Origin of the sequence: Streptomyces sp. NBC_00223, from assembly GCF_036199905.1 — a bacterium.
In the GTDB taxonomy this organism is placed as follows: Bacteria; Actinomycetota; Actinomycetes; order Streptomycetales; family Streptomycetaceae; genus Actinacidiphila.
Genome location: NZ_CP108109.1, coordinates 3954263 through 3976602, shown reverse-complemented (window position 1 = coordinate 3976602; position 22340 = coordinate 3954263). Strand labels below are relative to the sequence as shown.

The 22340-nt window shown below is 67.6% G+C and carries 24 protein-coding genes and 1 pseudogene; 19 read left to right on the top strand and 6 right to left on the bottom strand.

Translation table 11 applies throughout. The annotated features are described in order from the left end of the window. The first annotated feature begins 265 nt into the window (after positions 1-265). Together OHA30_RS16705 and OHA30_RS16700 are read left to right on the top strand one after the other, a co-directional pair. Complete coding sequence (locus tag OHA30_RS16705) at positions 266-1054, top strand: GntR family transcriptional regulator (RefSeq protein ID WP_328917886.1); 789 nt, start codon at positions 266-268, stop codon at positions 1052-1054. Then, complete coding sequence (locus OHA30_RS16700) at positions 1051-1806, top strand: glycosyltransferase family 2 protein (RefSeq protein WP_328914640.1); 756 nt, start codon at positions 1051-1053, stop codon at positions 1804-1806. Before OHA30_RS16705 ends, OHA30_RS16700 begins: the two co-directional genes overlap by 4 nt. 97 nt (positions 1807-1903) lie before the next feature. Here OHA30_RS16700 and OHA30_RS16695 read toward each other — a convergent pair whose 3' ends face one another. Further along, positions 1904-2659 (bottom strand): GntR family transcriptional regulator, encoded by a 756-nt coding sequence (locus tag OHA30_RS16695; protein WP_328914639.1) that lies wholly within the window; start codon positions 2657-2659, stop codon positions 1904-1906. A gap of 637 nt (positions 2660-3296) precedes the next feature. Between OHA30_RS16695 and OHA30_RS16690 the strand changes: the two genes are divergently transcribed. From OHA30_RS16690 to OHA30_RS16665, 6 genes are all read left to right on the top strand, one after another. Next, positions 3297-4022 carry a GntR family transcriptional regulator gene (locus OHA30_RS16690; protein ID WP_328914638.1) on the top strand — a complete coding sequence of 242 codons (726 nt, stop codon included), beginning with the start codon at positions 3297-3299 and terminating at the stop codon, positions 4020-4022. After that, positions 4019-4387, top strand: a complete 369-nt coding sequence (locus OHA30_RS16685) for a hypothetical protein (protein ID WP_328914637.1) — start codon at positions 4019-4021, stop codon at positions 4385-4387. Before OHA30_RS16690 ends, OHA30_RS16685 begins: the two co-directional genes overlap by 4 nt. Before the next feature lie 72 nt (positions 4388-4459). Beyond that, on the top strand, positions 4460-4993 hold the full coding sequence (locus OHA30_RS16680) for a DUF6907 domain-containing protein (protein WP_328914636.1): 534 nt from the start codon (positions 4460-4462) through the stop codon (positions 4991-4993). Positions 4994-5124: 131 nt separating this feature from the next. After that, positions 5125-6273, top strand: a complete 1149-nt coding sequence (locus tag OHA30_RS16675; RefSeq protein WP_328914635.1) for an ISAs1 family transposase — start codon at positions 5125-5127, stop codon at positions 6271-6273. Positions 6274-6405: 132 nt separating this feature from the next. After that, positions 6406-6627 (top strand): helix-turn-helix domain-containing protein, encoded by a 222-nt coding sequence (locus OHA30_RS16670; RefSeq protein ID WP_328914634.1) that lies wholly within the window; start codon positions 6406-6408, stop codon positions 6625-6627. A 95-nt stretch (positions 6628-6722) separates the two neighbouring features. Beyond that, positions 6723-7667 carry a helix-turn-helix domain-containing protein gene (locus OHA30_RS16665; RefSeq protein ID WP_328914633.1) on the top strand — a complete coding sequence of 315 codons (945 nt, stop codon included), beginning with the start codon at positions 6723-6725 and terminating at the stop codon, positions 7665-7667. Between the two features lie 63 nt (positions 7668-7730). Here the strand turns inward: OHA30_RS16665 and OHA30_RS16660 are convergent, their stop codons facing one another. Next, positions 7731-8654: an FkbM family methyltransferase gene (locus OHA30_RS16660; RefSeq protein ID WP_328914632.1), complete on the bottom strand. Its 924-nt coding sequence runs from the start codon at positions 8652-8654 to the stop codon at positions 7731-7733. Between the two features lie 137 nt (positions 8655-8791). Here OHA30_RS16660 and OHA30_RS16655 point away from each other — a divergent pair, with 137 nt between their 5' ends. The 3 genes from OHA30_RS16655 to OHA30_RS16645 all read left to right on the top strand — a co-directional run bounded on the left by OHA30_RS16655 (position 8792) and on the right by OHA30_RS16645 (position 10976). Beyond that, positions 8792-9376: a hypothetical protein gene (locus tag OHA30_RS16655; protein WP_328914631.1), complete on the top strand. Its 585-nt coding sequence runs from the start codon at positions 8792-8794 to the stop codon at positions 9374-9376. A 191-nt stretch (positions 9377-9567) separates the two neighbouring features. Next, positions 9568-10086, top strand: coding sequence for a hypothetical protein (locus tag OHA30_RS16650; RefSeq protein ID WP_328914630.1), 519 nt, complete (start codon positions 9568-9570; stop codon positions 10084-10086). Beyond that, the gene (locus OHA30_RS16645) at positions 10083-10976 is read left to right on the top strand and encodes an HAD family hydrolase (protein WP_328914629.1); all 894 of its coding nucleotides are present in this window, start codon (positions 10083-10085) and stop codon (positions 10974-10976) included. Before OHA30_RS16650 ends, OHA30_RS16645 begins: the two co-directional genes overlap by 4 nt. A 55-nt stretch (positions 10977-11031) precedes the next feature. Here the strand turns inward: OHA30_RS16645 and OHA30_RS16640 are convergent, their stop codons facing one another. Both OHA30_RS16640 and OHA30_RS16635 read right to left on the bottom strand, forming a co-directional pair. Further along, the gene (locus tag OHA30_RS16640; protein WP_328914628.1) at positions 11032-12153 is read right to left on the bottom strand and encodes an ImmA/IrrE family metallo-endopeptidase; all 1122 of its coding nucleotides are present in this window, start codon (positions 12151-12153) and stop codon (positions 11032-11034) included. Between the two features lie 31 nt (positions 12154-12184). Further along, entirely contained in the window at positions 12185-12523 is a 339-nt protein-coding gene (locus OHA30_RS16635) for a type II toxin-antitoxin system RelE/ParE family toxin (RefSeq protein WP_328914627.1), read from the bottom strand. 722 nt (positions 12524-13245) lie between these two features. Here OHA30_RS16635 and OHA30_RS16630 point away from each other — a divergent pair. The 3 genes from OHA30_RS16630 (at position 13246) to OHA30_RS16620 (ending at position 16170) form a co-directional block, all read left to right on the top strand. Next, the gene (locus OHA30_RS16630; RefSeq protein WP_328914626.1) at positions 13246-13551 is read left to right on the top strand and encodes a hypothetical protein; all 306 of its coding nucleotides are present in this window, start codon (positions 13246-13248) and stop codon (positions 13549-13551) included. Then, positions 13548-13787 (top strand): HAD family hydrolase, encoded by a 240-nt coding sequence (locus OHA30_RS16625; RefSeq protein ID WP_328914625.1) that lies wholly within the window; start codon positions 13548-13550, stop codon positions 13785-13787. The genes OHA30_RS16630 and OHA30_RS16625 overlap by 4 nt, the downstream gene beginning before the upstream one ends. 1711 nt (positions 13788-15498) lie before the next feature. Then, complete coding sequence (locus OHA30_RS16620) at positions 15499-16170, top strand: hypothetical protein (RefSeq protein ID WP_328914624.1); 672 nt, start codon at positions 15499-15501, stop codon at positions 16168-16170. Positions 16171-16200: 30 nt separating this feature from the next. Here OHA30_RS16620 and OHA30_RS16615 read toward each other — a convergent pair whose 3' ends face one another. Continuing rightward, positions 16201-16677: a MerR family transcriptional regulator gene (locus OHA30_RS16615; protein ID WP_328914623.1), complete on the bottom strand. Its 477-nt coding sequence runs from the start codon at positions 16675-16677 to the stop codon at positions 16201-16203. 46 nt (positions 16678-16723) lie between these two features. On the opposite strand from OHA30_RS16615, the gene OHA30_RS16610 reads away from it, so the two are divergent. From OHA30_RS16610 to OHA30_RS16600, 3 genes and pseudogenes are all read left to right on the top strand, one after another. Then, positions 16724-18148, top strand: coding sequence for an MFS transporter (locus tag OHA30_RS16610; RefSeq protein ID WP_328914622.1), 1425 nt, complete (start codon positions 16724-16726; stop codon positions 18146-18148). 86 nt (positions 18149-18234) lie between these two features. Then, positions 18235-18752, top strand: a pseudogene (locus OHA30_RS16605) (NUDIX hydrolase). 339 nt (positions 18753-19091) lie between these two features. Then, the gene (locus OHA30_RS16600) at positions 19092-19571 is read left to right on the top strand and encodes a lamin tail domain-containing protein (RefSeq protein ID WP_328914621.1); all 480 of its coding nucleotides are present in this window, start codon (positions 19092-19094) and stop codon (positions 19569-19571) included. A 115-nt stretch (positions 19572-19686) separates the two neighbouring features. Here OHA30_RS16600 and OHA30_RS16595 read toward each other — a convergent pair whose 3' ends face one another. Next, on the bottom strand, positions 19687-20139 hold the full coding sequence (locus OHA30_RS16595; RefSeq protein ID WP_328914620.1) for a hypothetical protein: 453 nt from the start codon (positions 20137-20139) through the stop codon (positions 19687-19689). A gap of 434 nt (positions 20140-20573) precedes the next feature. On the opposite strand from OHA30_RS16595, the gene OHA30_RS16590 reads away from it, so the two are divergent. Beyond that, the gene (locus OHA30_RS16590; RefSeq protein WP_328914619.1) at positions 20574-20729 is read left to right on the top strand and encodes a hypothetical protein; all 156 of its coding nucleotides are present in this window, start codon (positions 20574-20576) and stop codon (positions 20727-20729) included. 287 nt (positions 20730-21016) lie between these two features. Next, positions 21017-22000, top strand: a complete 984-nt coding sequence (locus tag OHA30_RS16585) for a LuxR C-terminal-related transcriptional regulator (protein WP_328914618.1) — start codon at positions 21017-21019, stop codon at positions 21998-22000. The last annotated feature ends 340 nt before the right edge of the window (positions 22001-22340 follow it).

Genomic DNA, 22340 nt, shown 5'->3' with positions numbered 1-22340 from the left:
GACCGCTGAGGGCGGCGGCCGCGCCGGGATCAAAAGCACTCGTTCGTTCAGATGCGCGCTGTGGAGTTCTCAAGCGGCGGGCGCTGCCTTCGGGACTGTTCCACGGACCCTCCGGGCGCTTCCGTGCATATCAACTCATCAAGAGTTCCTGTCCTCAGGTCCTCTTTAGGAGTTCGCTCGACTGTGACACGTGACTCCTTAAGTCGTCAAGACCTCTTGAGGAGTTGTATGCTGGGGCCGCCCAATGATCAGGACGGTGAGCCGCATGGCCAAGGCGTACGAACGGATCGCCGACGATCTACGTCAGCGCATCCGCGCAGGTGAGCTGGGTCCCGGCGACCGCTTGCCCTCGGAAACCGCGCTCGTGGACGAGTACGGCAAAAGCCTGCCGACCCTCCGCCAGGCGCTCGGGCTTCTCCAAGCCGAGGGCCTGATCGAGAAGCAACACGGCCGCGGCAACTTCGTACGGCAGCCCCGTACCCCGGTGTTCCGCACGAACCTGCGACACCAGTGGGAGAAGAACCGGGCCCGCGAGCCGGAACAGCATCGGAGAAAGACCGGGGCGACCGAACACGACACCGGCCTCGACATGGGTGACCTGGTCTTCTACGCGGCGTATGAGCAGATCGAGGCAAGTCAGGAACTGGCCGAGATCTTCGATGTGCCAGCGGGTACGGCGATGGTCGAGCGGACGTACCGCACCCGGTACCGGGCCGAGAGCCACCCGTTCAGCCTCGTCCACTCCTACCTCGTACGCGACATGGTCGCCGTCAACCCTGACCTTCTCGATGCTGCCAACGAGCCGTGGCCGGGCGGCACTCAGAACCAGCTTTTCACCATTGGCATCGAACTCGCCCGGATAGAGGAACACGTTTCCGCCCGGCCGCCCACCGCCGAGGAGTCGGAAGAGCTGGGGCTGCCCCCCGGTACGGCACTCATCGTCCTCGGCAAGTCGTCGTACGACACGACCGGCCGTGTCGTCGAGCACTCCTTCGTCCGGCTGCCTGGCGACCGTACAGAAATGATCTTCACCACCGACCTGGAAAGGTGGTGACCGCCGTGGCGGACCGCCGCATCGACGTCATAACCGCCGTCCACGCTCCTGCGGCGCCCTACCTCGCCGACGCCTACAAGTCCCTGTGTGCCCAGGAGTTGCCGGACGGGTGGGAGTGGCACTGGATCATCCAGGAAGACGGCCAGGGCGACGCTGTACGCCCCCACGTTCCGGACGATCCCCGCATCACCTTCCACCAGGGCCGACCCGGCGGTCCGGGCGTCGCCCGAACGATCGCCCTCGCCTACGCCTCCGGCTCTTACGTGAAAGTCCTCGACGCCGACGACCAGTTGACCTCAGGTGCCCTCGCCCGCGACCTCGCGGTGCTGGAAGGCGACGGGGACTTCGGGTGGACCACATCCCGCGTCCTGGACCTTCTGCCTGACGGCTCCACCGCCGGCTTCGACCAGGACCCTGCGGACGGCCCCGTCGAACCCGGTGCCGTCGTTGACTACTGGAAGGCCAACGGCTTCCGCGCCCAGGTTCACCCGGCGACCCTCTTCGTCCGCCGCGACCTGCTGCTTGCGCTGGGCGGCTGGATGGCGTTGCCCGCCTCCGAGGACACGGGCTTGCTGCTTGCCCTGAACACAGTCGCGCGGGGTTACTTCACGCGGGAGTACGGCCTCCTCTACCGCAAGTGGCCCGGCCAGGCCACGGCCCAGTCGAGCCACTTGGACTCGGCGGAGCGGGATGCTCGTATGGCCGTGATCGAAGCCAGGACGACGGCGTTGAGTTCGTTTCTGCGGAAGTAGAAACCGAACGGTTCGGAAATCTGAATTTTGGCGGGGATCAGATGCGCCGAAGACACTGTTGTGTCACGCATCGAATCACCTGAGCTGATTCAAGGATCTACGAGGTCACCGGGACCTCGTAGACGATTTCGCACAGGTTCGCCGGCACCACGATGTCCGCCGTCTCGACCGGGCGGCCGTCCTCCGCGTAGTACGTGCGCTGGATGTGCGTGGCCAGGGTGCCCTTTTGGACGCCGAGGAGTGCCGCTTCCTCGGCAGTCACGAGCCGCGGTGAGGTCTGCTCCACTGCCCGGGTGACCGTGATGCCGATCTGGGCCATGCGGCGGACGACGCCGATCCCCGCGTAGGGGCCGCCCTCCGGGAGGACGATGAGGGTGCCGGACGTGAGGGCGTAGGGCTCCCAGCTCGTCGAAAGCTGGACAGGCTTGCTGTCCGCGAGGAATTCGTAGGCCGTACACACGCACAAGTCGCCCTCGGCGATGCCGAGCCGGGCCGCGATGTCGGCCGGGGCCGGAACCTTCGCTTCGGTGCGGCTTTCCCAGGTCCCGCGCTTCCCCAGGGCCGCCATGTCGGCCTGGAAGGGCGAACCGCCGATCTGCTCGCGGTAGAGGGAGCGGACGATCCGCAGACGTTCGCGCGGCGCCGCGACATACGTGCCGGAGCCGGCGCGGCCTTCGAGGGTTCCCACGGAGATCAGCAGCTCTTGGGCGCGGCGGATGACGTTGTCGCCGACGCCGTACACGGCGGCGAGGTCGGCGCGCGAGGGGAGGCGGTCGCCAGGGGTCCACTCCTGGTCGGCGATGCGCTTGCGGAGGGCGTCCGCGATCCGGAGATACGGCGGCTGATCAGGCATGTGGACAATCTAGTCCACTAGCTCTAATTTAGTGAACTAGCTTCACTGAGAGTGCCTGATTGGCAACGGAGGACCGTCTTGTGCCCCCACCCGAAGCTCGCATTGCCGACATCTGCGCGCGCCTGGCTGCCGTAGGTCTGACGCCCGAACGGACCGACCACGGTGACCGCACGCGGATCGAGGCGCGGGTCCCGTCCGACTTCCCCGCTGGGAGTTGGCCGGAGCTTCTGGCGGTCCTTGAAACGGCCGATCGGTTCGGCTTTGCCGACAGCACCTCGCGCGGCCGCCAGTTGTGGGCGGTCGTGCGGACAGACCCACCTGAGGCGAGCCACGCCTCGGGAGGACAGGACAGACCTGAACCGTAGGAGCTGGATCCGATGTTCAACCTCTTCAACCGAGTGGCCGCGTGGATCGTGCGGCAGCTTTCCCCGCCCGCCGGGCGGCACAGGGAGCGGCAACGGCCCTTGCTGCGCGACTTGCCGGCCCCGACGGCATCTCCCTCCCCTGCCGGTTTGATCCTCCGCCCGAGCAGCGCTGCTCCGCGCTGGAGCCTCATCCGAGCTGAGGAGACCGCCCTCGTCCGTCCGTACGTCCTCGCCGCTGAACGTCGACGCGGACACGGACTGGTGGTTCGGCTGTGACCGCGCGCCACCAGCTCGTGGCCGAGGATCTGCGCAGACGGATCACGACGGGTGAGTACGAGGTGGGGGAGCGGCTTCCTCCGGAAACGCGACTCGCCTCCCAGTACCACGTCAGTACGCCGACACTTCGTGACGCACTCGACCTGTTGCGGACCGAGGGCCTGGTCGCGAAATTCCAGGGTCGTGGCAACTTCGTCTGTCGGCCGACTGCGCGAATGACGTACCCCGGCGGCGACGAGACGGCTGCGCTCGACGTCGTCGTCAGCGCCACCGAGCGGACGGCCACAGGCGAACTCGCCGCGCATCTGGGCAGACTGCCGGACGATCCGATCACCGAGTACGTGTGCCTCAGCCACCGGGACGACGGGCCTCAAGTTCTCGCGCACGTCCACGTGCCGCACGCGGTCTCGGGAGGGGTGGTGCTTCCGGCCGGCTCGTCGGCATGGGGCGACGACATTCTCGACGGCCTCGCGGTCATGTTGGCGGCCGGCGGTTCGGGAGTGAGCAGCTTCGACCAGGTCACCGCCCGGTTCGCCACCGGTGCGGAAGCACAGTCGTTGCGTATCACCGCCCGCACGCCGGTGCTCGCGATCCACCGCACGGTCACGGCCGACGACGGGCGAACGATCGCCTGCGTCCACGTCGTACTTCCCGGCGACCGCGCCGAAGTCGCCTTCACCGTAAGGACGGAAAGCGCCGACGCGATGGGGGCCGCTCGATGATGCGACTTCTGCCATGGCTCGGCTTCGACGGGAAGCCGTGCTACTTGGACACGGACGCGGATGGCTCGTCGTTCCTGTCCCGGCTCGCCGACAACATGGAGGCGGTCCAACTCGGCATGGGCAGGGACCTGCTCGACAACGTGCAAAAGTGCACGGTCGAACGGATGCCGCTCGAAACGGAGTTGCGCGCGTTCGTTACCCACCTGTGCATGGCTCTCGCCGACGTGCTGCGCGTGGCGGAGAGCCGGGGGCAACGCGTTCCGGTGCCGGACGCGGACATCGACGAGAGCGACGCCGCTCGGCTGGCAGAGATGGTCCGGGCCTTCACCGACGGCCGCACGATCGCGCGGCAGAGCGCGTCCTGATCCCGCATCTGCTCCTGAGTCGCCAATTTCTCCCGCAGAGGGACACCACAACCATGAAATGGGACCTCAACGATGAGCATCATCAGCACGGCCGCTTCGTTATGTACGTCTGATCAGACACGTACGTGGAAGATCACCACGGCCAACGGCATCGCCGCGTGCGGCTACCTCCCCGACTGGGCGGAGGCCGACCCCAGCGAGAGCGGTGTCGACCCGGAGCGTCTTCACGTCACCCTTGCCGACATCGCGCACCGCATGGCCTTCCGCGGTATGACGTTGACGGTCTTCACCCGAGACGGCGGCGCCGAGCACCCCCACGAGGTGGACTTGCTCCACGGCGAGATCGAGTGCCACCCGTACTCCGACCCCGACCACCCGAACGACCCCCGCATCCCGGTCGCCAACGTCCAGATCAGCCCGGACTGTTGGATGGCCGGCCTGGAACCGGGTGCGCTTGCGGAATTGGCCGCGAAACTCCGCACCCACGCCGACTGTCTGGAGCACACGTTGCTTCCCGCCCTGGTCGCCGCGCGCGAGGACCAGGGCTTGTGCAAGTTCCCGGGATCGTCCAACCCGTCTGAGGTTGGGGCGGGTTGGGGTGGATGAGGGAGCGGACACGGGGTCCGTGATCATTCAGGTGTCGAAGCCGAGTGATCAAAGAGGTTCCCGTGTCCGCTGTCTCATCTTCCTCGATCCCTGCTGTGTTGGCCAAGTTGGGTCCTCTTGAGCCAAACGATGTGCCTGACCTGCGCGTCTGCCTGGAAGCGGTTCCTGATCCGCGTTCCCGGCGGGGCCGCTGGTACTCGCTGGCCTCGATCTTGCTGGTCTGCGCGGCAGCCGCGGTCTCCGGAGCCCGGACCATCGACGAACTCGCCGAGTGGGGCGCCCGCGCTGACGCCCGACTGCTCGCCACCCTCGGTGTCCGCCGTCACCTGCTGCGCCGGCGGCACGCGCCGTCCAGGTCGGCGATCGGGCGGCTCCTCGAACGCCTCGACGCCGACGCACTCGACGCGGCTGTGGGCGCCTGGCTGGTCCACCGCCACGCCGCTGCGACCGCAGATGCCCCGGGTGGACGGCGGGTGATCGCCGTGGACGGCAAGGCACTGCGCGGCTCCGCCCGCCTGGACCAGCCCCGCCGGCACCTGCTGTCCGCCGTCACCCACGGCCGCCCGGTCACCCTCGCCCAGGCCGAGGTCGGGTCCAAGACCAACGAGGTGCGGCACTTCCGGCCCCTGCTCGCACCGCTCGACCTGGACGGGGAGGTGGTCACCTTCGACGCACTGCACACCGTGAAGGCCAACGTCACCTGGCTGGTCGAGGTCAAGAAGGCGCACTACGTCGCGGTCGTCAAGCCCAACCAGCCCATCGTCTGGACGCAGTTGGACGGTCTGGACTGGAACGCGGTGGCGGTCCAGCACACCAACTCGAACACAGGGCACGGCCGCCGGGAGTCCCGGTCGATCAAGACCCTCGCCATCGCCGACAACCTCGGCGGCATCGCCTTCCCTTACGCGAAGCTCGCCATCCGCGTCCACCGCCGCCGCAAGGCGGCCGGCGCGAAGGAGACCCGCGAGACCGTCTATGCGGTCACCAGTCTCGACGCCCACCAGGCAAAACCGGCCGAACTCGCCTCCTACCTGCGCGGACACTGGATCGTGGAGGCTCAGCACCACATCCGCGACCGCACCTTCGCCGAGGACGCCTCCACCGTCCACGCCGGCAACGCACCCCGCACCATGGCCGCCTTCCGCAACCTCGCCATCGGAGCCCTCAAAACCCTCGGAGCGACCAACATCGCCAAGACCACCCGCGCCATCCGCGACCAACCACAACGAGCCCTCCCCATCCTGGGCATCACCCCCAAGCCCGACCTCACCGGAACTTGATCAAGCCCTGCGCGAGGACTGGGCCACTCACTGCCCCAAGGAGACGGGTCACCCCCGATGAGCCGTGCTGCCCCGGCCGTTGGGAAACGGCGCACGCGAAGGCGGCCGAGACGGCTCTGTCAGGAGCCTGAGGTGGTCACTTGGGCGCGCGAGAAGTCCGGTCTGACGAAGCGGGCGCTGGCCGAACGGGTCGGCGTTTCAGAGCAGTTGATCGGCGAGATCGAGTCGGGCTGGCGCAATGCCACCCCGGCTAACCTCGTGAAGATCGCCGAGGCGTTGAACTGCCCCGTCGTGGCGCTGGAGCGCAAACACCACAGTGCCGCGTCCGCGTCTCCGGCCGGAGCGGCCGGGTAGAGACGGGGCCGGGTGGACACGGCCGCCCGCCACCTCGTCGCGCCCGGCGGGGTGGCGGGCAGTCCCCTTGACACACACCTGTAAGGAGCTTTGCCATGGCCAATTCCGGCCGCTTCGGAGCAAAGAAGCTTGACCCCACGATGTCCGCAAGGGCGCTGTACGGTTCCGAGTTGCGGTACTACCGGGAACGGAAGGGACTGCGTCTGAGGGAATTGGCGGACAAGCTGCACATCGAGATGTCCTTCCTCACCCGGATCGAGCAGGGGGAGCGGCGGCTCAGCGGCGAGTTGGCCGGACCCGTCGACCAACTCCTTGATACCGGCGGCTTCTTCGAACGCAACCTTGAGGCCGGCAGGTCCGCCCCCAGGTCCGACCGTCGAACCCCGTTGGCCGAGTGGGAACGGCTCGCGCTGACCATCCGAGAGTGGGACGCCGCACTCATCCCCGGCCTGCTCCAGACCGACGCATACGCGAAGGCCGTCGCCGACATATACGCCCCGCTGCTCGCCGACCGCATTCAACGCCACCGTTGGGAGGCGCGGGTGTCCCGTACTCCCGTCCTCCTCGACCCGCATGGCCCCCATTACAGCGCCGTCCTCGGCGAAACCGCCCTGAACCGACCCCTCGGCGGTCCTGCGGCCATGGCGGTACAGCTGGACCACATCGCCGCACTTGTCCGCCGGCGACGCATCACCCTCAACGTCTTGCCGCTGACCGCCGCTCCGCACCCGACCGCCACGGACGGTGCCCTGCGCCTGATGACTTTCGCGGACGAAACCCCCGCCGCTCACTTCACCGCCCATCAGACAGGCACCCACCTCACGGACTCCGCCGCCACCTCGCTCGCTCACCTCACCTACGACCTGTTGCGGGCCGCGTCCCTGGCCCCGGAGGCATCCCTCAGCGTCGTTGAAAGGGCGGCCGACAGCTACCGGGCGCAGGCGACCGGACGGCGGGCAACCGCCGCTCCGGCTTCGTCCATGGGCCGTCCCGCGAAAGGTGCGGGGAAGCGCGGTGCCGCGGCGCGAACCATCCGCTGAGGGCAGCGCGGAACCGACCCGACCCGACGCGTCAGCAAAGGGTTCCGACTGTCCCTCGTCGCGTCAGGGAAGCGTCTCCGCGTCGACTCGTGAGAAGACGAGATCGCTCTCTCCTGTTACCGGCCCTCGCCACCGGACCGGCACAGCGGACGCTCCGCGCAACGCACGCGGATAGTTCGCCGCCGCGTACTCGTTGGCGAGCCGGTACACATGGAAGCCGGCCCCTCGCATGATGTCGAGCAGCTCGTCCACCGAGTCGCCGAGCTGTTCCATCCGTTCCGGAGTCACCTCGACCGTGACCTCGGCGTCCGGTCGTAGCCGTTCGAGCATGGGCGCCATGCCTCGTACGACGCTGCCCTCCGCGCCTTCCACGTCGATCTTGATCACCCTCGCCCGTGCGATCTCCTCGTCGTTCAGCACCTCGGGCAGCGGGTATGCCTCGATGTCGAACACGGCCTCTGCCGGACCGTCGTACGGCACGATGCTGTTCGCGCCCATGTTCGCGGAGCTGGCCAGTATGAAGGTCAGCGTCTGCTGCTTGTCGGAGACGGCGGTGTGCGCGGCGCGGATGTTCGTGCAGCCGTTCAGCCGTGCGTTCTGCTCCACCTGGTCAAGGAACGGCCGCGACGCCTCTACAGCGACGACGTGCCCGGTCGGGCCGACGAGTTGCGACGCCAGCACGCTGAAGTAACCGACGTTCGCACCGACGTCGATGAACGTGTCGCCGGGGCGGAGCCTTCGTTGGAGCCACTGCGTCATCCGCGGTTCCCACGTGCCGAAGAGGTACAGGTAGCGCTGGATGAGGTCTTGTGTGTCGACGGCGAAGCGTGCGCCGCTCGCGGTCTCTGTGACCCGCTTGCGTGGCTCGTCCCGCAGCTGCGGGTTGAGCCAGCGGCCGGCCAGGGGCGCCTTCCCGAACGTGCCCGGCGCGTTGCGCACGTACCAGCGGCCAAGGGTGACCAGGGCCTCCGAGGTGGGGTTGCTCATCCGTTTGCTCCTCCGCACGCTGCCAGGTCTCCCACACTACGGGCGGTCACCCTTGGCATCCCAGACACCCGTGGCCGGAACCCCGAGAACCACCCACCCCCTCTGCTCCCGGCTCCTAAAATCCTCAAGACGTCTTTATGACTCCTGAGCTGGTGGGTGGGCTGGGCTTGGACACGCACGAGCAGTTGCTGACCATCGTCGCCGTCCTCTTGGGTGCCCTCACGACGTATGCCACCAACTACTGGACCGAACGCCAGCGCATCCGCCGCGAGCTGCTGACCCGCTGGGACACCAAGAAGCTCGAATCGTACGAGAACTACATCGACCGCGTCCGCGCCGCCGTCTACCTCGCTGTCGAGCTGTACGAGCACCGCGAGGGCATCCGCCTCAGCGATGATCCCGAATCGCGCCAGCGCGCGGATCTCTCCGAGGCGACTCACCTCCGCGGTCGCGCCTTCGAACGCATCATGCTCTTGGCTGGCGACGAGGTGGTCGAGGCGGCGCACGCTCTCAACGTCACCACCCTGGAGGTCGACTGGCAAGCCACAGGGAAGACGGTCGGCACTCTGGACGACTGGCGCGCCCGCAACCGCGCGGTCTTCGCGGCGATCAACGCTTTCCACGAAACCGCCCGCGTCGACCTGGGCGTCTCGGGCTCCGTCACGGGCGAGGCCCACCCGGACCGCGACCTGCTGCTGCCACCGACTCGTGATCCGAGTTAGAGCATCGTCCTCTTGAAACCGGCGTGGCAGTGATGTCACCGTGGGTTCAAATCCCACAGCTCTCCGCGCATGTCAGCGAAGTAGCTGGTCAGAACGGGTGCCCCGGAGCCCGGGGCACCCGTCCCGCGTTCCGGCTGCCTCACGCTCAGCCGCAGGTCACCATCGACTTCGCGGGCTTCTCAAGTGAGACGTTGAACGGCGCTCTCCAGGAGCCGCTGGACAAGATCCGGTCCGGCCGACTGGCGCCCGAGTCGATCGCCGTACGGCTGTTGCTCCCGGACACTTCCGCGCCCATGACGGTGCCGGTGCTCGTTGACGGCCTGCGGGACGACGAAACGCTGCGGGAGCGGGCCCGGGACATCGGGGTGACCAACGCGGCCGGCATCAAGCACTCCGTGGAAGTCCTCGCCGAGTACGGGCTCGTGCAGTCCGCGAGCGTGCAGGTACGCGTCTACCAGGCATCGAGCATGTTCAAGCTCTACGTCATCAACCGCGCGGAGGCGTTCTTCGGGTTCTACCCGCTGCGGCAACGGACGCTGACGGTCAAGGGCGAGCCGTACACGTTCTACGACGTGACGGGGAAGGACACGACCCTCTTCCACCACACGGCGGGCCCGGACGATGCCTCGCTCGGTTCTCAGTACGTGCAGCAGGCACAGATGTGGTTCGACAGCGTGTGGTCCACCGTGGCGAAGGAGCGTGAGGCATGAGCGCCGCCGGGAAGCAGCTCGCCGACGTACTGCGGCCGGTCAAGCACGTCCTGCTCGACTTCGACGGGCCGGTGTGCTCCGTCTTCGCCAGCTTCCCCGCCCGGGAAGTCGCCCGCGGCTTGGCCCGCGCGGTGGCGGAAGCCGATGGGGACGTGCCGGCCGACTGGGCCGCCGAGACCGACCCACTCGCCCTCCTGCGACACATCGCCGACGTGCGCCCGGACCTCACCGCGGCGGCCGACCAAGCGCTGAGCGCGCTGGAAGAAAAGGCCGTCGCCGGCGCACGACCGACCACGGGCGCGGAAGCACTCCTTCGCGCGTGCGTCGACTCGGGCCGCTCGGTGTGGATGGTCAGCAACAACTCCGGCGCCGCCATCACCGCCTACCTCACCGCGCACGACCTCACCGGCCTGGTCGCCGGAGTCTTCGGCCGCCGCGAAGGCGACCCCACGTCCATGAAGCCGAACCCGCGCCTACTCCTGGACGCGATGACCGCGGCCGGGGCCACCCCGGCGGAATGCCTCTTCATCGGCGACGCCGCACGCGACGTAGAAGCAGGCCACGCCGCCAGCGTCCCCACCATCGGCTACGCCAACAAACCCGGCAAAGCCGAACGCCTGGCGGCGGCGGGCGCCGTTACGGTGGTCGACGTGCTGAGCTCAATCGCGACCGCTCTTCGGGGTGACAACGAGCGGTCTCTAACCATAATTGACGGAAATCTCGTAAACCATTTTACGTCCAATGTGTGGCAGGGTGCCGGCAATTCGCTGGAAGGTGTGGACAGCCTCTCCCGAGCTTGGGCTTCAGAGCGTTTCGACGCAACCGATAGAACCCCGCTACGACACAGGAAGTGGAAAGAATTTCCGGGTCTTGCATCATCGGCGCGATAGCCAGTGATTTGACTCTAGTCCAAGTAGTCAAATTTAACGTGTTGTGAAAGATAAGTTATCCTTGCTCTTTGAAATCTTCCACGATTTCAAATCTCCTCTTAAGGCCGTTTCCGTTCTTATGCGGCCACTTCTTCTCGTGGTGCAGTCGGCCCACAACAATTCCTGGGGCGATACCAATTTCACGAGCGAAAGTGCGCACGCTTGGAATCGATCGCAGAGATGTCAAACGCTGTGCATATTGAGGTGGAATCAGGATATCCCGTGCGAAATCATTCGCTTCGACCTCTTGAGGCTCATCAGGGTTCGCCTCCCGCTCTGCTTCCACAAGCACGTCCTGCTTCCCGTGCAGAAGAACGTGCCCCAACTCATGGAAGAACGTGAACCAAAATTGGTCGTCACTCTTATATCTAAGACTGAGTTGTACAATGGCCTTACTGGGAGACGTCCATCGCGTTGCGCCACAAGCCCTGCTACCTGTAATTTCCTTGACGAAAACCACAGCTACACCGTGCCGGGCACAAGTTTTCACTAGTTCGGGCCCGAAATCCTCAGGAGGAAGTACGGTTAGCGACCGTAGCTTGGGAATTTCGGCATTAAGGCCGGCTCTGTTGAACGGTTCACAGGGAATGGCTTGCGCGGCAAGTTCGCCCAGTCTGAGCCAAGCTGCCACAGCTCCAACCTTGGCTTCAAATGCTTTTGTCTGCCGGAAGGCGGCTGCTGGCTTCTCGTACAAGTCAACCCACGCTTCGATGCTGGAGACACCAAAGAAAGCCAACAACTGTTCCCAGCGGGACGCCTTGTCAGATGGCTCTTCCGGAAGTTGGTCTCGCTTGAGTAGCTCTCTCAGCGGCAGAGATTTGCACCATTTGTCGTAAATGGTTGCATCGCGAGTTTTCTGCAAGCGTTGCCTGGTTGACTGGTAATCCGCTTCAAGGCGATTCCAAAAGCGGGATCGAATTCCCGTTACCTTTTCAAGCTTTTCAGCTACATCGGGCGATAGGGACACTAGCCCCTTGGTAAGCTGATTCAAATGTTTTGTGCTGATGTCAGCCCGAACAGCAAATTCGCGCTGAGTCATGCTGGAGTCTTCTAGGAACTCCAAGATGGTGGCGCCCGGCGGTACTGCGTAGTCCGGCTCGCCAGCAGCGTACAGTTCACGGACATCGCTGTTAATCATTTGCGTTACCCCCAGTCCGATGTACTGCGCGCTAGTGATAGTCCTCAATGGCTTCAATGGTCACAGATGTCACACTTGACCAATTGAGACCACCTTGCTCATCTTCCTCGTACTCCACAGGCGAAAAGATCATTCTCCAGTTGGCGTCCAGGTGTAGAGAGAAGCAGCCGTCGTAGTCGCCAGTGAGCGGGTGGCATCGTCCTAGCGCTGGCGGACGCATGTCTTCGAGCGATTCGGCCGCGCGCAGAGCCGCCAGGCGTTGGCCGATCTTGCGGGCAAGGAGAGCACCGTAGGTCCGACGCATGTCTCTGTCGGACTCGCAGATTTTGCCGAGCTTTCGATCCCCGTACCACACGTCCAGTGTACCCACCGCCCCCGGACTACATTTACCCGTTCGGTAAATGTCACCCTATCGAGACCAGTACCGGCGTACGGCCTAAGATCACAGTATCGTACTAGTCTGTAGCGGTAGGTAATGTGCATACTTGCCGGTAACATAGATGGCCACTGTCGAACCGGTCAACAGAAGTGAGAAGGCGGAGTCGGCCCAGGGGCCCACCTTCGCGCCTTGCTTACACTGGAGCTTTTTCCCACGGACCTCGAAAGCGTGGAGACCGTGGCGGAAGGGTAAGCGCGGCCAACCTCTGGCCAAGCCCCAGGCGCTTGGTCGCTCAGCAGGCGAGCTTTCGCAGGTCGGAGGCGGTTCTCCGTTGCGCAGCAGCACCCTCTTGAAAACCGTCGTGGCAGCGATGTCACCGTGGGTTCAAATCCCACAGCCTCCGCGCAGCTCAGCGTCTTGGCTGATCAGAACGGGTGCCCCCACCTCGGGGGCACCCGTTCCGCGTTCCTGTTGTCTCACCCTGGATCGCCCGTATCCCACCTCTGACCAGTGCGTACGGGCCATGCACGGGCCAGATCCGGCGACTACGCTCCGTCGTCTCCCGCGGCAGGGTGGACTGTGCACTGGAGTTGCCGAGGGCCGAAGGGCTGATCGTGACCCGGGCGGGGGTCCGGCTCCTTCGTACTGAGCCCACTGAGCGGTCGGTGGGGTTGAGGCCACATCTCGACGCCGCGTTACGACGTGACGGGGAAGTGCCGGCCGACTGGGCCGCCGAGACTGCCCCACTCGCCCTCCTGCGGCACATCGCCGACACCCGGCCGGACCTCACCAAGGTGGCGGACCAGACGCTGAGCGCGCTGGAGGAGAAGGCCGTCGCCGGCGCACGACCGACCACGGGCGCGGAAGCACTCCTTCGCGCGTGCGTCGACTCGGGCCGCTCGGTATGGGTGGTCAGCAACAACTCCGGTGCCGCCATCACGGCTTACCTCGCCGCGCACGACCTCACCGGCCTGGTCGCCGGTGTCTTCGGCCGACGCGAGGGCGACCCGCATCCATGAAGCCGAACCCGCGCCTGTTTCTGGACGCGATGACCGCCATCGGAGTCACCCCGGCGGAGTGCGTCTTCATCGGCGACGCCGTACGCGACGTAGAAGCAGGCCACGCCGCCGGCATCCCCACCATCGGCTACGCCAACAAGCCCGGAAAGGCCGAACGTCTCGCAGAGGCAGAGGCCATCACGGTGGTTGACACCATGAGCGCAATCGTGGACGCACTCCGGGGCCACGACATTTGAACGGACTCTGACTGACAAAGGCGAGACAAAACCACGACAGCCCACAGCAGCGATCAAGAAGATTCCTTCTGCGGTGGTGCTCGGGCTCCAAGACGGCCCAATCCGTCGGCGTCCGCACGTTCGTCGTGACGAAGCAGGAGGGTGGGGCCGCTGTAAAGCAACAGGTCCGAGTCGATAAGACTCGGGACCTGTGTTCGTCAGCTCAGGCAGGAAGCAGCAGCCCAGCTATAACACCCTCTGCGACCGCCCCGACCACCTTTGATGTGATGACCGTTGCCTTCCGCCTTTTACTCATTGAGTGCTCCTTCCGCCCGCGCGACTTGTTCCCACGTTCTGACTTGAAATCTTCTAGGGTCAGTTCGGTGGACCGTACTGCCAACGCGACCAGAGCGAGCTCGAGGAGGAGTACAAGGGGAATCGAACCCCAAGCCCCTGCCCTTAGTCTCAACTGACGACTCGTACAGAGTACGTGCTACCGCTGGCCGAGTAGGCGGTTTTCTCGATCCTGATCTGGGGGTCCAGGAAGCTATGCTCGGTGCACTGACTTCGGCGTCGTCTGAGCGGGAGGGACACAGCGGATGAGGTGGGCAACCGGGTGTATGTGGGCGTTAGCAGGCATCGTGTGCCTGGTGGGCTGTGGCGGCGGCTCTGCCGGCGATCGTCACAGCCGTAGCGCGTCACCAGCGTCTCATCGGATCAGTGTACTGACGAGACATCAGCTCGTCTCTGTTCTTCCGGGGCCGGGCGACCTGCCCGGGAAGTGGAAGGCTCTGGGCGCGAGGGATGATGGTGGGCAGTTCGACGGCAGCGTGGCCACTGCGGGTCGGGGGTATTCGGCACCCGACCTTGCAGGGTTTGTTGGGTTCCGCGCCGAGTCCTTCCAGAGCGTTCCCGCTGCCATCACTCGCTACGCCCACGATAAATCACAGTGGCTCGACCGGCAGGTGCGGTCAGTCTCCGTTGCGGGAGCGGATGACGCATTCCGGGGAACGCCCTGCGAAACTTGCGGGGCCACAATCACGATCCGGATCGGCACGGTCGTTGTGTGGGTGCACATCGACCCGAACGGCCACGGCATTCCGCGTCTTCCGGATATCACTGACATGCTTGCCAAGCGCATTCACCAAGTTCTTGATGGAGAACAGTCCGCTGCGCGCATTCTATAAGCAGATCCCACCCTCGCTCTCGCGTGCATTTTCCTGGTGAGCGAGTCCGAAGATGGGGCGGGCCCAGAGAGGGCATATGAGGGCGTGGCTGAGCAGGCGTAGTAGTGCACGGGCCATGTACGGGCCAGGTGGCTCCATGGAAGGCATACAAGGAGCCATCTGGCAGGTCATCGCGCCTGCCCCCGCTACTAGGTGGTCCTCTTGGGGGCCGTTGTGAGGGTGATGTCATCGGGGGTTCAAATGACACAGCCTTCGTGCGGCTCAGCGTCTTGGCTGGTTGGAATTGGTGGCCCCACCTTCGGGGCGCCCGTTTCGCGTTCCGGGTGCATCACCCTGGGCGCGCGTATCCCACCTTTGACGAGGACGCGGGTGGGCGGGGTGGATTGCTGAGCGAGTAGCCTCCGATCACGTTCGGGGGATCTTGGTGGTCGGTCGTGGTTGGTGGGGGAGGGGATGTGCGACGGTTGGTCGTCGTGGTCGGTGGGGTGTTGTGCGCGCTGCTCGTGGGTGGTTGCGGGCAGGCGGGGGGTGACGGTGATGGCAGCGTGCGGCCGACGTCGGGGGGCTACGTGCCGGGGGTGGACGGTGAAGGCGCCGCCGCGCGGAGGGTTTTCACCCCGGAGGAGTTGCTGCCCGCGCTGCTCCCGTCCAAGGCCGGTGGTCCCGGGACGATCGGGCAGCTCGGACTCGGTACGGGCCCCGGCAAGGGCGAGTTGATGGCCGACTGCCCGAGCCGTGCCAAGGACATGGTCGCCGAGCTGTACCGAATGACGGCTCCTCGCGTCACACAGCTCACCCCGGTGGAAGAGGGCGATGCGGCGCCCGGGCCGGCGGAGCAGATCGTGACGATGTCCCGTGATCTGGCGGCTCGCTTCGTCGAGCTGAAACGGGCCGTGGCGGGCGCCTGCCGGCAGACCACGGTGACCGCGGTGGGCAGCAGGTCCGTTCCCCCGCAGACCCTGCGTTTCGGCCAGCACAAGGTGCGGATGGGCGACGACGCGTTCGTCCAGGAGACGACGACGTGGGAGGGCGGCGCCGACGCGGTGTCAGCCGGGGCGAGCGCAGGCGAACGTTCCTATTCGATCGTCATCCGCATGGGCGGCGTACTCCTCATGTACGGAGACTTCCGGACCGAGGCCGCCGCCCTGGCGGCAGGGGAGAAGGCCGCGGCTCACGCCCGGCCTGTCCTGCTGCGGGCCTCCTCGACGCCCGGCTGATCGCCGGCAGGGCAGCAGGCGAAGGACACGCTAGCGGCGGCTTCGGGGCCGGACGGGCCGGTCGGGCCGGACGGACCGGCCCGGAGGGTCGTCGTGGGGGTGGTGCGCGCGGCCCGAGGGCACGGTGATCTCCGCGCGGAAGACCGTGCAGTCCGCATAGGGGTTGTCCCGCGTGCATTCGAGGACGTAGCTCAGATAGTTGCGGGCCACGAGCAACTCTTCCATGTGCGCGTCGATCGCCTCGATCCGGTCGGTGACGGTGTCGCGCCAGTCGTACGTGGCGCTGCGCCCGGCCATCACCGCGGCGATGTCCTCCAGGGTCATCCGGCCGGTGCTGCTCCAGACCTTGATGACGGCCACCCGGTACTGCTGCTCGCTGTCGAAGTACCGGACGCCGCTCCGGCGCTCCGGCGTGATGAGCCCCCGGCGCTCCCAGTAGTGGAGTGTGGAGATCGGGAGACCGAGCCGGCCGGCCAGCTCGCCAATACTCAGCGCGTCGTCGCTCATACGCCCATTTGACCTCAACCCGGGTTGAGGTCGCAACGTGTAAGGCATGCCTTACCTGGATCTCGCGGCGACCGGACGGCGCTCCGGCCTCGCCCTCGCCCTCGCGTGCGTGACCTCGTTCCTGGTCGTCCTCGATGCGATGATCGTTTCGGTCGCCCTGCCGGCCATGCGTACGGATCTCGGCCTCGCCGATGCCTCCGCGCCCTGGGTGATCAACTGCTACACGCTCACCTTCGCGGGCGTTCTCCTGCTCGGCGGTCGCTGCGTCGACATATTCGGGGCCTGGCGGCTGCTGGGCGCCGGGACCGCGCTGTTCACGGTGACGAGTCTGGCGGCCGGTCTGGCGGCCAACGCCCCCGAACTGCTGGCCTGCCGCGCCGCCCAGGGCGTCGGCGCCGCGCTGATGATGCCGGCCGCGCTCGCCGCGCTGACGGCGACGTTCACCGAACCGTCCGAGCGGACCCGGGCGCTCAGCGTCTGGAGCGCGGTCGCCGCTCTCGGCGCCGCGGCCGGCCCGATCCTCGGCGGAGTGCTGACCTCCACGCTCGGCTGGCGATGGGTGTTCTTCGTCAACGTCCCCCTGGGCGCGGTCGCCGTATTGGGCGCGGTCGCCCTGGCTCAGCCTCTCGTGCGGCCCGGGCGCCGACCGCGGTTGGACGTCGTCGGGGCCGTGCTGATCACCACCGGGCTGCTCGCGGTGGTCTACGCGGTCATGCGCTCGTCCGGGAACGGCTGGTCCGATCTCGGCGTCGTCGGGTCGGCGGGCAGCGGCGCCGTACTGCTGGCGGTCTTCCTGGTGCACCAGGCCAAGGTGGCGCCGGAGCCGCTCTTCGCCCTCGCGCTGCTGAGGCTGCGCTCGGTCGCGGGCGCGAACGCGGTGATGTTCCTGCTCGGCCTCGGCTTCGTGTCCAGCCTGCTGATCCTCTCCCTCGACATGCAGTACGCCACGCTCTATTCGCCGCTGCGGGCCGGGCTCGGGTTCCTGCCCGTCGGGGTGGGCATGATGGCCGGGGCACGTGGCGCGGGACATCTGACCGAGCGGATCGGGCCGCGTCTGACGACGGCCGTCTGCTGTACGACGGGCGCGGTCGGTCTGGCGTGGAGCGCGCTGGCCCTTGATGTCGACCGTCCCTATGTTCTGACCATCGGGCTACCGGGGGTGCTGTTCGGTCTGGGCGGCGCCGCGGCGTTCACTCCGCTGACGGTCTCGGCGACGCGTCATGTTCCGCCGTCGCACCAGGGCGCGGCGGCCGGACTGCTCAGCACCGTCCGCCAGACCAGCGGCGCTCTCGGCGTCGCCGTGCTCAGCACCGTCGCCATCTCGTGGTCGGGAGACGAGGCCGCGGGCGGTACGTCCGTCGCGGGTCGGGTGGCGCTGACGCACGGGTACGCCGTCGCCCTCGGTCTCGCCGCCGGTCTGCTGCTCGCGGCGGCGGTCGTGGCCGTGGTCGGGATGCCCAAGGACGTCTGACGGGGTACGTTGCCGGGCTCACTGGTTCGGACGCGCGCTCGACGGTTCCGGAGGAGCCGTCCCGGACCGCCTGACAAGGTGAAGGCATGGGAGAACTGGTCGAGCGGGTCGACGAGCAGGACCGGGTGCTCGCCGTGGTGGACAGAGGCGAGGCCGTACGGCGGGGGTGGCCGCATCGCGTCGCGACGACGGTGTGCCGTGACCCCGGGGGCGGATTCTGGTGCACCGGCGTCCGGATGACGTGTCCCGGTTCCCGGGCGGCTACAACTGGCTGATCGGCGGGGCGGTGGGCGTCGGCGAGGCCTACGAGGACGCCGCCGCGCGGGAGCTCGCGGAAGAACTCGGGGTCCGGGGCCGCCCGCGGTTCGTCTTCAAGTACCTCTGCTCAGGCGCGATCAGCCCCTACTGGCTCGGGCTCCACGAGGTCACCGTCGCGGAGCCGGTCGTGCCCGACACCGCGGAGATCGTCTGGCGCGACTGGCTGACCGAGGCCGAGTTGACCGAACTGGTCCGGCACCCGGCGTTCGTCCCGGACGCGCGGGATGCCTACGCACGCCACCGCGCCCTGACCGGCCCGTCGGGGCACGACGGGAAGCCGGGCTGAGGGACCGGCGGGGGAAGAGGGCTGTTACGTGGGGGCCTTGCCCGGGAGAGCGTGGGCTCGGCGTGGTGTTCGGAGGGGCGGCGGGCGGTGCTGTCGGGGGAAAGGCGCTCAACGCGGGGGTGGGCGGCGGGATCGGGGAGAAGGCGACGCGCCCGAGGGCGAAGTCCATGGCACTCGCACGCGACTGTTACGGACATGTGCGTATTTAGTGATGTACATCCGGTTCTTCCACGGGTCGGAGCGTGCGGTGGGAAGAGTGAGGGCTCTCGGCACTTCGCCGGGATTTCGCACCATTTGGCGCGACCCGCGGGCCGCGCCCCGTATGGAAAGGGGATCCCCGTGTCCCGTTTCGCCACGCGCCTCGCCGGCACTGTGCTGGCCTCCGGCGCGCTGCTGGCCGCCGCGACCCTGCCGGCGGCCGCCGTCGGTCACGGTCACCGCGACCACCGAGCCCCGCAGCGTTCGTCGGTGGTGCTCGGCGCGATCCAGTACGACAGCCCCGGCCTCGACAACCGGTCCAACCGGTCGCTGAACGCGGAGTGGGTGACCGTCACCAACACCGGGCGCAACGCGGTCGACCTCAACGGCTGGAAGCTGTCGAACGACGCCCGCCAGAGCTACCGCTTCCACCACCTGCGGCTGGAGGGCCACAAGTCGGTACGCGTCCACAGCGGCACCGGGCGTGACACCAACCGTGACGTCTACCAGGACCGTCGCAACTATGTGTGGGCCGACGTCGACACCGCCACGCTCCGCGACAGCCGCGGGCATGTCGTCGACAGCACGTCGTGGGGGCACCGCCACGGCGGTCACCGCTGATCGCGCGGGTCGTCGTCCCCGGGGTCCGGCGGCACCCGTGAGGTCGCCGTAGCCCGGTGGGGGCAGGGGTGGGGCAGGTGTTCCGGTGCCCCACCCCCGGTCGTCGGGGGCGGGGTCAGCAGGCGATGGCGTACCAGACCGGGGTCCAGTCCCTGGTCGTCGACTCGTAGGCGGTCGAGTAGAACAGATAGTTCTCATTCTTGTCGTAGAAGTACGCGGTCGTGCCCGGGCTCTGGTTGTTGATCAGGGGGCCGGTGCCGACCAGGTTGGGGAGCTCGTAGAGGGTGTTGCACTTGGTGTACGCGAAGCTGTTGCCGTTCGAGCCCTGCCCGCACACATAGAGGTATGAACAGGCGAACGCGGCCGCGCGCGGGGAGACCACCTTCGCCGGGGTGGCCACCGTTGCGTGCTGCTGGGCGCGGGCCAGGGCGTCGGCGGCCCGGGCGGCGGCTCGGGCGGCGTCAGTCGGTTGCGCGCTGGCCGAGGCGGACGTCGTGAGTCCGAGCAGTGACGTGGCGACGAGCGCGCCGCCGGCGAGCAGCGCGGCGGTCAACTTCCTTACTGCCATGAGAGGTTCTCCTTGCTTGACCGGCCTCGCGAGCCGGTGCGGTGTCGGTCGCCCTCGCGGCACCCCCTCCGGGGCCGAGCGGGAGCCGGGCTTGATCGGGGTCTACCGCCGGACCAGGCGAACTAACCCAAAGTAACGAGACAGTCACTCTAAGGTGGCATACCCTCGCCCCCGCGCCCCCCGGTCTCCACCCGCGCACTCCGGCCCCCCCGGGCGGCCGCCCGCCGACGGTTCCGCCTGGGCAGGCGCCCCTGCGGTCCCACCGGACCCACAGTCCCCACCTGTTCGACTGCCCGCCGCGATGGGGCGGCGCATGGGTACCGGCGGGGGTCGCGGCGCTTGCGGAGGAGGCCGCCGGGGGGAGGGGTGGGCGCGGGCGATCAAGACGGCCAAGGGGCACATTCGCGTCAACTTCCCACGCCCGCACGCTGGTTATGCCGCCGTTTGTTAGCTTTCCCTGTGGCAAGGACAGCAGTACGACGGAACGCCACCTGGAGGTCCTCATGACCAGCAGCACGCAGCACGACTCGCGCTCCGCCGACGCCCGTCCCCTCGGTACGCCGCAGTGGTGGTGGCCGGTCAGCAGGTGACGCGGCGGCGCTCCCGGCAGCGGCAGCCGAAGGCGCCGGTCGTACGCCCCCGTCGAGATGGCGGGGTGCGCTCGACCGGCGCCTTCGTGTGTCCGGCGGCTCCCCACCGCGGCCGCCGATCCGTCTCCGGAACACCCTCCGAACACCCTCCGACCGCCGCCCCGCCCAACCGGCCGAAACGCGACCGGAAACTCGGGAGCCGATATACGGCATCCAGGGGGTCCAGGATCCTTCTGCTCCAAGAGGGCCTTTCAAGCGAGTTCGATTCTGATCCGCACGGGGGCGGCGTGGTGTTGGAGCGACTGGGACTGGACGCGGATGCCGAGACCGTCTACCGCGCGCTGCTGCGCGAACCGCGCCGGACGGCGTCGGAACTCGCCGTGGAGACCGGGCTGTCGATGGAATCGGTGTGCCGGCGAGTGATCCGGCTGACCGAACTCCGGCTGGTGCGGCGCTCCTGGGAGGACCCGGAGCTGCTGCTGCCGATCAGCCCGGAGATCGGGCTCCAGGCGCTGGTGGCCGAGCAGGAAGGCGATGTGCTCAGCCTCCAGCAGGAGTTGGCGCGCAGCCGGGCCGCGGCGCAGCGGCTGATGGCCGAGTACAGCGCCCTGCGGACGGACAGCCGTTCCCCCGAGCTGGAACGGCTCACCGGTGCCAACGAAGTACGCAGCCGCATCGAGGAGTTGGGCGCCGCCGCGCGGGTGGAGATCGCGGCCTTCTGCACGGGCGCGCGGCGCGAGGAGGCGCCGGCCGCCTCACGGTCGGTGGACGAGGAGGCGGTTCTGCGCGGGGTGACGCTGCGCGGCATGTACCTCGACAGCGTGCGCGACCACCCGGCGACCCAGCGCTATGCCCGGTGGGCGGCGGAGTGGGGCGGCGAGATCCGTACACTGCCGGCGCTTCCGCTGCGGATGCTGATCTTCGACCGTACGTACGCGCTGCTGCCGATCGACCCGGCGGTGACCTCGGCGGGCGCGGTGGTGCTCAGCGGCAAGGGCGCGCTGACGGCGCTGACCGCGCTGTTCGAGCAGTTCTGGCTGGTCGGGCGGCCCTTCGGCGACCAGCAGGTCACGAAGGACGGAAGTCTGAGCGACTCCGAGCGCGCGCTGCTGCGGCTGCTGGGCGACGGAGTGACCGACGAGGTCGCGGCGCGCAGCTTGGGGGTGTCGCCGCGCACCGCCCGCCGCATGATGTCGGAGCTGATGACCCGCCTCGACGCGCGCAGCCGGTTCCAGGCGGGGGCACGGGCACAGGCCAGGGACTGGCTGTAGCGGAACAGCGGGAGGGCGGCCCCACGGCCCCGCGCCCCCGTACCCCGCAGCCCGGCGCCCCCCCCGCAGCCCCACGGCCCCGCGCCCCGCAGCCCGGCGCCCCCGCGCCCCGCAGCCCCGCAGCCCCGCGCCTCGCCACCCCGCGGCCCACCGACCGGACAAGGCGCGCCCGGTCCGGGGCGCGACGACGCGCCCCCGGTGCATCCCCTCTGCGGAAGCTCGGCGGATCGGGGCGCGAAGTCCTGCCGACCCGCTGACATGAACCGCGCCAGGCAGGAGCCTGCCACCCCGGCCCACCGTCCAAACCCGCCGGGGGCCCCGGTTCCGGTCCTTTTCCGGA